The organism is Clostridium sp. KLE 1755, assembly GCF_000466465.2.
GTDB lineage: Bacteria > Bacillota > Clostridia > Lachnospirales > Lachnospiraceae > Eisenbergiella > Eisenbergiella porci.
Map to the genome: position 1 here is coordinate 17,365 of NZ_KE992727.1, position 7,169 is coordinate 24,533.

Annotated in this window: 6 protein-coding genes; all 6 read left to right on the forward strand. The window is 36.0% G+C overall.

The window, feature by feature from the left end; all coding sequences use genetic code 11:
* Positions 1-203: 203 nt before the first annotated feature.
* Positions 204-1,652 (forward strand): lipopolysaccharide biosynthesis protein, encoded by a 1,449-nt coding sequence (locus HMPREF1548_RS16560; RefSeq protein ID WP_021637504.1) that lies wholly within the window; start codon positions 204-206, stop codon positions 1,650-1,652.
* 39 nt (positions 1,653-1,691) lie between these two features.
* On the forward strand, positions 1,692-2,843 hold the full coding sequence (locus HMPREF1548_RS16565; RefSeq protein WP_035322556.1) for a glycosyltransferase family 4 protein: 1,152 nt from the start codon (positions 1,692-1,694) through the stop codon (positions 2,841-2,843).
* Between the two features lie 142 nt (positions 2,844-2,985).
* Complete coding sequence (locus HMPREF1548_RS16570; RefSeq protein ID WP_051358421.1) at positions 2,986-3,834, forward strand: glycosyltransferase family 2 protein; 849 nt, start codon at positions 2,986-2,988, stop codon at positions 3,832-3,834.
* 207 nt (positions 3,835-4,041) lie between these two features.
* The gene (locus tag HMPREF1548_RS16575; RefSeq protein WP_021637507.1) at positions 4,042-5,115 is read left to right on the forward strand and encodes a nucleotidyltransferase domain-containing protein; all 1,074 of its coding nucleotides are present in this window, start codon (positions 4,042-4,044) and stop codon (positions 5,113-5,115) included.
* A 482-nt stretch (positions 5,116-5,597) separates the two neighbouring features.
* Complete coding sequence (locus HMPREF1548_RS16580) at positions 5,598-6,929, forward strand: PIN domain-containing protein (RefSeq protein ID WP_021637508.1); 1,332 nt, start codon at positions 5,598-5,600, stop codon at positions 6,927-6,929.
* Between the two features lie 47 nt (positions 6,930-6,976).
* Positions 6,977-7,168 (forward strand): VOC family protein, encoded by a 192-nt coding sequence (locus HMPREF1548_RS16585; protein ID WP_035322561.1) that lies wholly within the window; start codon positions 6,977-6,979, stop codon positions 7,166-7,168.
* Position 7,169: the final 1 nt, after the last annotated feature.

Here is a 7,169-nt window from a genome sequence, read left to right on the forward strand (position 1 = left end):
GGGGGGGGGTACCGGATAATGAGATTTGGGCCGGTAACCCAGCTTGTTTTATAAAGCGTGTCAATTGTGAAAATGATTAACTGTTCAAAACTAATACGGACACAAATTGCACTATATTGGAAATCTCAAGTATTGTTGTATAGATTCTTGATAGAACCATTGCTCTGAGTAGTTTATTAATAGAAAAGAAGAAAGGTTTGAATATGTCTAATAATGGCAGTTTGAGAAGACAGATAGCATCTGGACTTTTTTGGAAGTTTGGAGAGAGAATAATTGCGCAGGGAATTTCATTTATAGTTTCCGTAATCTTGGCTCGTATTTTAATGCCTGAAGATTATGGAGTGATTGCGCTTATACAGATTTTTATTACATTGGCAAATGTCTTTGTAAGCAATGGTTTGGGAGATGCATTAATTCAGAAAAAAGATACCGATGAGTTGGACTTTTCTACAATGTTCTATTGCAGTGTTGGAATGTCACTTGTTCTGTATTTCATTTTGTTTTTTTCATCGCCAATAATTGCAAATTTTTATGGGGACTCAAATTTAGTCCCATATATACGAGTACTATCACTGCAGATTCTTTTGTCTGCCATAAAAACTATACAACATTCATATGTTTCAAAACATATGATGTTTAGAAAATTTTTCTTTTCCACGCTTGGAGGTACAATCATATCAGGATTTGTTGGAGTATTGATGGCTTTGCGTGGTTTTGGTGCGTGGGCATTAATTGCTCAGTATCTGGTTAATAGTATTCTGGATATGACTGTACTTTTTATTACGGTATCTTGGAGACCACGACTTCAATTTAGTTTAGAACGTGCGAAAGAACTAACAAGTTATGGATGGAAGTTAATGCTTTCTCAATTTATTAATGTTTTTTACGGTGAACTAAGAGGTTTAATAATTGGGAAAAAATATTCAGCAGCGGATTTGGCATATTATAATAAAGGAAATCAATTTCCATCGTTGGCACTTAGCAATTTAAATACCTCAATTAGTACGGTTCTTTTTCCTGCGATGTCAAAAGTGAATGGCGATATGCAAAGATTGAAACATCTAACAAGGCAGTCAATGAAGATATCCTCTTATGTAGTGTTTCCAATTATGGCTGGCTTAATGGCAATTGCCACACCTTTAGTTCGGTGGATGTTGACTGAAAAATGGCTTTATTGTGTTCCATTCATGCAAATGTGCTGTGTTTATTGGGCATTTCAACCTCTACAGACCGCAAATGTCCAGGCAATCAAAGCGGCAGGAAGAGCGGATCTTTGCTTAAAACTGGAAATCATTAAAAAGATTATTGGTTTTTCTCTTTTATTTTTGACTATGGGTATTAGCGTGGAAGCAATGGTGTTTTCCAATGTTATTTTTGCTGCGATTTCTACACTGATTAATATCTATCCCAATAAAAAACTGATAGGCTATGGATATAAAGAACAATGTATAGATGTTTTGCCAGCGGCACTTTTATCAAGTGTGGTGTTTTTATCTGCTTGGGGAGTACAATATATTGGCTTTAATGACCTAATAACATTAGGAATTCAGTGTGTAGTCGGAATATTTGTTTATGTAATAGGTTCTTGGATATTTAAGCTTGATAGTTTTTTGTTTATTTGTGGATTTGTAAAGAGTTATATAAAAAAGTAAGATGGTTGTGTAATTGCCGCTTTAATGGAAGGAATCGAAATGAAACAGAGAAAAATAATTATTATAGGACTATTTAAATTTCCTCATGGGGATGCTAATGCCAATTACCAGCAATATTTGTCTCAGGCGTTGATAAATGCTGGATATAAAGTTGAATTGTTATCTTATATCAATTCGGAATACGCTAGCACTGATTTTTATGAGTATAAAGGGATAGCTGTAAAATCTGTAGTTAAAAAATCAAAAAATAAACTATTGACTCGCTTATATAGTGGAAAGTTGTTTCCATACATGGTTTATAAATTGTTAAAAAAACAGAACTTAACGCAAAATGATTTACTTTTTATTCCAAGAGGAGTACCTGCAATATATAATGCAGCAGTAAAATTACGGAAAAAAATTGGATTTAGAATTGCTTGTTGTCCACTTGAGTGGTTTGGCAAAGAAGAATACGTATCATTAAAAGAATACTATAAAGCAGAGAAGGAATTTCAGGCACTGAAAAACGTAGATGTGTTATTTCCAATTAGCTACAACATAGCAAATCAGTTCCCAAAGAATAAAAAGTTGGTTTTGCCGATGATGACGGATGTGTCAGAATATTCATATTTTGAAAAAAAATATGGCAAATATCAATTTATTTTTCCGACAAATGGAAAAATGAAAGACTCAATTATAGAAATGTTACGTGGCATAGCGCTACTGGATGAAGGAGAACTGTCTAGAGTAACATTTCACTTTACTGGTATCAAAAAAGAAATTATAGATCAAGCACTAAATTGTGATGAGAAAGAAACAATACTTAAGAGTATTGTTTTACATCCATGGCTAAAATATGATGAATTGGTAGAGCTGTTTCGCAAAATGCATTATTTATTCTTAGCTAGACCAATAAATCAGATGACATTGTCGAATTTCCCAAGTAAAGTTCCAGAAGTAATGACGCATGGAGTCGTTCCTGTGGTAACGCGCGTAGGTGATTACACACAATTCTATTTACGAGATGATGTTGATAGCCTGATTTTTGAAGGCTGCAGTTCTGAAAAGTGCGCAGAAGTAATACGAAGAGCAATAAACATTCCATTTGATAAGTATCAAAGGATGTCTCGAAATGCACGAAAATGTGCTGAGGAGCGTTTTGATTATCATAATTGGATTTCGCAAATTAAAAGTGTATTGGAAGAAATTTAAAAAAATAAAAAAGAGTAATTTCTCAAGTTTTTATGTATATACAAAGGAATGTATGCAATATAGTATATGGATACGAATGAATATTCATCGCTTTTCGTGAGAAAATGATATTTGTGGTTAGAACCACGGGTAAGGAGTAAAAATGGGAACTAAGATTTTACCGCTTGTGTCGGTTTTTACATGTGTTTATAATATGGCTGATAAAATTGAAAGAACTTTTAATTCAATTAGAAGGCAAACATATCCCAACATCGAACATATTATTGTAGATGATGGTTCGACAGATGGAGTTGATGCATTGATTATGGATTACAAGAATTCGGCTCGGTACACTGTAAAACATCTAAAGCAAGAAAATAAAGGGAAACACGCTGCGACAAATGCGGCATGGGATGTTGCTGAAGGTGAATTTGTTGTTCAATTAGATGCTGATGATGAGCTTTTACCGCACGCTATCGAATTTCTGGTAAATCAATGGGAACAGATACCAAAAGAATTTGTTGATCAATATTGGTGTGTACATGGGAGATGTTGTACACAATATGGTAAGTTGGTGGGAGAACTTTATCCAAAGGGAATTAATGAAATGCCATTTAATGAAGCCTCAAAAACTGCAAGGGCTGTTAGTGGCGAAAAAATTGGATTGATGAAAAGAAGCATATTAGATTCCTTCCGTTATCCGACTCCTGCAGGTGTTAAATTCGTGCAGGAAAATATCGTGTTTTGTCAGATAAACATAAACTACAGGACTTGGTATACTAATGAAATTGTAAGAACATATTATGTGAATGAAGGTACATCCTTATCTACTGCTTCAAGAAGTATGCAGGCATTGACAAACAGATGTTTTGATGCCTATTGGAGATTGCAACAAAGAAAAAAACATTCAAATAGTGATCTCAAACAGATGATACGATATGGAGTGTGCTGGCAATTTTCGAATGAAACATTTCGGAAAGCACTGCCATATGGGGGGGTTACGAATTTTTGATAGACTATTATTAGATTTGTTGTACCCTGCGTTTTGGCTTGTTTCTAATTTGCTAAGAGTAAAATGGAAAGACTAAATTGATATTGTTGATTAAATACAATATCAGGAGGTGACCATGACAAACGAGCAGAGATTTTTATTACATATAATCGGACAGGTTCTAAACAAGCAAACCGTCCGCTGGAAAACTGAATATGAGTCGTTGCCATGGGAATCCGTATTCTGCCAGGCGGAGTACCATCAAGTGATAATTTTCTGATAAGCGATTACTTGGATAACGATGACTTTGCAACGGTAAAAAGTGATCCAAGACTGTTTAATGTTGCTGTTCATATTATCAATCAGAATGAAAATAAATTATATTCATGGGAAGAAGTGCAGAAGGCGTTTGAAACAGCTGGTGTTGATTGTTTTCCTGTGAAAGGCATTGTGACGAAGGATTATTATCCGCTGCCGGAGTTGCGCTGTATGTGTGATCTGGATTTGCTTTATAAAGAAGAGCAAGATGCTAAGATGAAGCAGACCATGAAAGAACTGGGGTATAGCGGTCACACGGAGGGCATTAAGCACGATCATTTTACAAATGATTTGGGCGTTCATGTAGAGATGCATCGAGAGATTGTAGAAGCCGGAACTGCATATCGTAAGTACTATCAGAATATCTGGAACCGTGTGATTCCGATGAACGGCTATCAACACATCTATCGCTTAACTCCGGAGGATGTGTACATTTTTACCGTGGTACATATGAAAGAGCATTTCATCCACGATGAAGCTACTTTCAAGATGGTCATGGATATCTATGTGATGCGGAAACAATTGAATTTGGAGCAGAGTTACATAGAAAAGGAACTGTCATCCATTGGTCTGAACGAATTTGAAAAGAATGTTCGTGAACTTGGCCGGAAGTGGTTTGAAACGGATGTACCGATTCAAGCAGATGATTCGCTATTTGAACTTTCGGATTATATTCTCGGAAATAGAAGTTATGGCAATCAATCGGATCATGTAGCAAATTTTGCTTATGAAGCCAAGGGCAGCAAGGTGCGTTATTTCCTGTATGCAGCGTCTCCTAGTTTGGCTCGATTGAAAAGCGTATTTTCGTGGCTCAGAAAATATCCAGTATTGTTGCCGGTGACGTGGATCATTCGATTTGTAAAGGCATTACTGGAAAGAAAGCATAATGTTGTGAATGAACTATCCATAATGAAATCCATCGATAAGGATTCTATGGAACAGGGAAAACAGCTAAGCACGATGTTCAAGAAATATGGACTGTAAATATAGGAACTGATAATGAAGTTCCGGTTGTTAAAAGGAGGAAGTTGGAAGGGATTTGAAAAATATTGATTAGGGATTGCAACGATTGAACAGGATATTGAAATTTTAAAACAAGGTCATATATATGAAAATGATAGAGTGCCAGGATTCCCGAAGTGTTTTAAAGTTGGTGCTAGACTTGATGAAAATTTAAAAAGCTGCTTTCAAAAATAGAAAATGAAACACCTGGAAATATTGAAGTTGCCGCAACGTTATTACGGGAAAGTTCAGAACAATAAATAATGGATGGCAAGCATAAGAAGTCAGGAAACTAGGTGTGTTGAAAGAGAAGTTAAAAGCGGAAATCGCCGCACCTCTAGTGCGGTAGTCATCCAAGTCAACAGCCTCTGCGTGGCGGGTGATAGACGGCTTTAAGCAGCTGACCGATAGTTGACAGTGCGTGGAAATAGAGATAACGTTTAAAATAGAGAGTAGGTGTGAGAATGTTCTACAGAGTATTTCTGGATACCAACATATATGATGGAGCAAATTATTCTTTCCATAATTTTGCTTTTGAAAAGATGAGAGAGTATGCTGCGATAGGAGATCTGGCCTTAGTAATAAATTCTGTGATAGAAGGAGAGGTTCGTTCCCACATCAAGCGGGATGTAAAAAAAGCAGTTAAGGCACTGAACGAAGTGGTTTCACAAAGAGTATTTGCGGGATTCCGAAAATTAGATGGCTTCTCTTCAATGTTAGAGAAGAAAAATCCTAATGAATGGGTGAATGTGTGCGATAGCGAGTTCAGTCAACTTCTGATGGATTGTAAAGCGGTACATATTTCGGTTAATGGCATTGATGTAGAGAATATTATGGCAGATTATTTTGCTCAGAAATATCCTTTTGAAGCCCAAAAGCCAGAAGAATTCAAGGATGCAATTGCTGTGTCGGCCTTACTGATTGATATTCATGGAACATTGAGTGAGATAAGCCAAAACAAATCCAGTAATGCAGATGAACTGAAGTATTGTGTTATATCAAATGATAATGGGTTTAGACAAGCAGTAAAAAATGGATTGTCTGATGTTGAAGTGGAAGATGTTAGGTTATTTGAAAGCTTAAACCAATTCATTGAGTATACAGTTTATATGAATCGACAGGCGCAGTTCCTGAAATCCTTCTTATTGAGCGAGTATGGACGAGATGAAATGGAGGAAACTGTTCGTCAGGCAATTCAAAACGCCGTTATTAGTATCGGTCTTGAAGGTCTGTGTTATGTGGATGAACAAGATATTGTTGACATTGATGACATTAAGTTTACTCCATATATACTTGGAATTTTTGAAGAAGATGGAGTGTCATCCGTTGCAAAGCTTGCTTTGGATGCTTCTTGTACACTAAAGGTTGGGTATAAGTACACAGATGAAAGAAATTCTTTTTGGGATAAAGAAGACAATGCTTATTTGTGGAAAACCGAAGTGGAAATGGAAGGAAGCTATTCAGTTCAACTTGAAATTATGTTCTCCCTCAATATAAGCGATTGCAGGGTTCCGGATGAATGGAATGAAGAAAACGAGAAGAATTTTGAGTATGATGAATATTCGGTAGAATTTGATGGTTATATCGATGCTCCGTCAAGTATTAATCTGGACGAGGATAATTTGATTGAGGAAGAAGTAATTGAAAAAAAGGCTCCTTTCGAAGAAGAGTATGAAGATGATGGAAATATAGTAAGAAATACAGCATTCGACACTTGTCCGGAATGTGGTTCACCAATTGGAATAGAAAATGATGGTGGGAATGGTTTCTGCATTAATTGTGCACATAACCATTAAATCAGGTGTGTGAACATAAGAGCAAAAAAAACGGAAAGGGGAACCAAATGAACCTAACCACAATTCATCACATAGCAATCATTGTATCAGACTACAACCTTTCCAAAGATTTCTATGTCAATAAGCTGGGCTTTTCAATTATTTGTGAGAATTACCGCCCAGAGAGAAACGACTGGAAACTGGATTTACAGTGTGGAAATATAGAATTTGGAGACTGTCTATATAACTGTGTATTGTAGT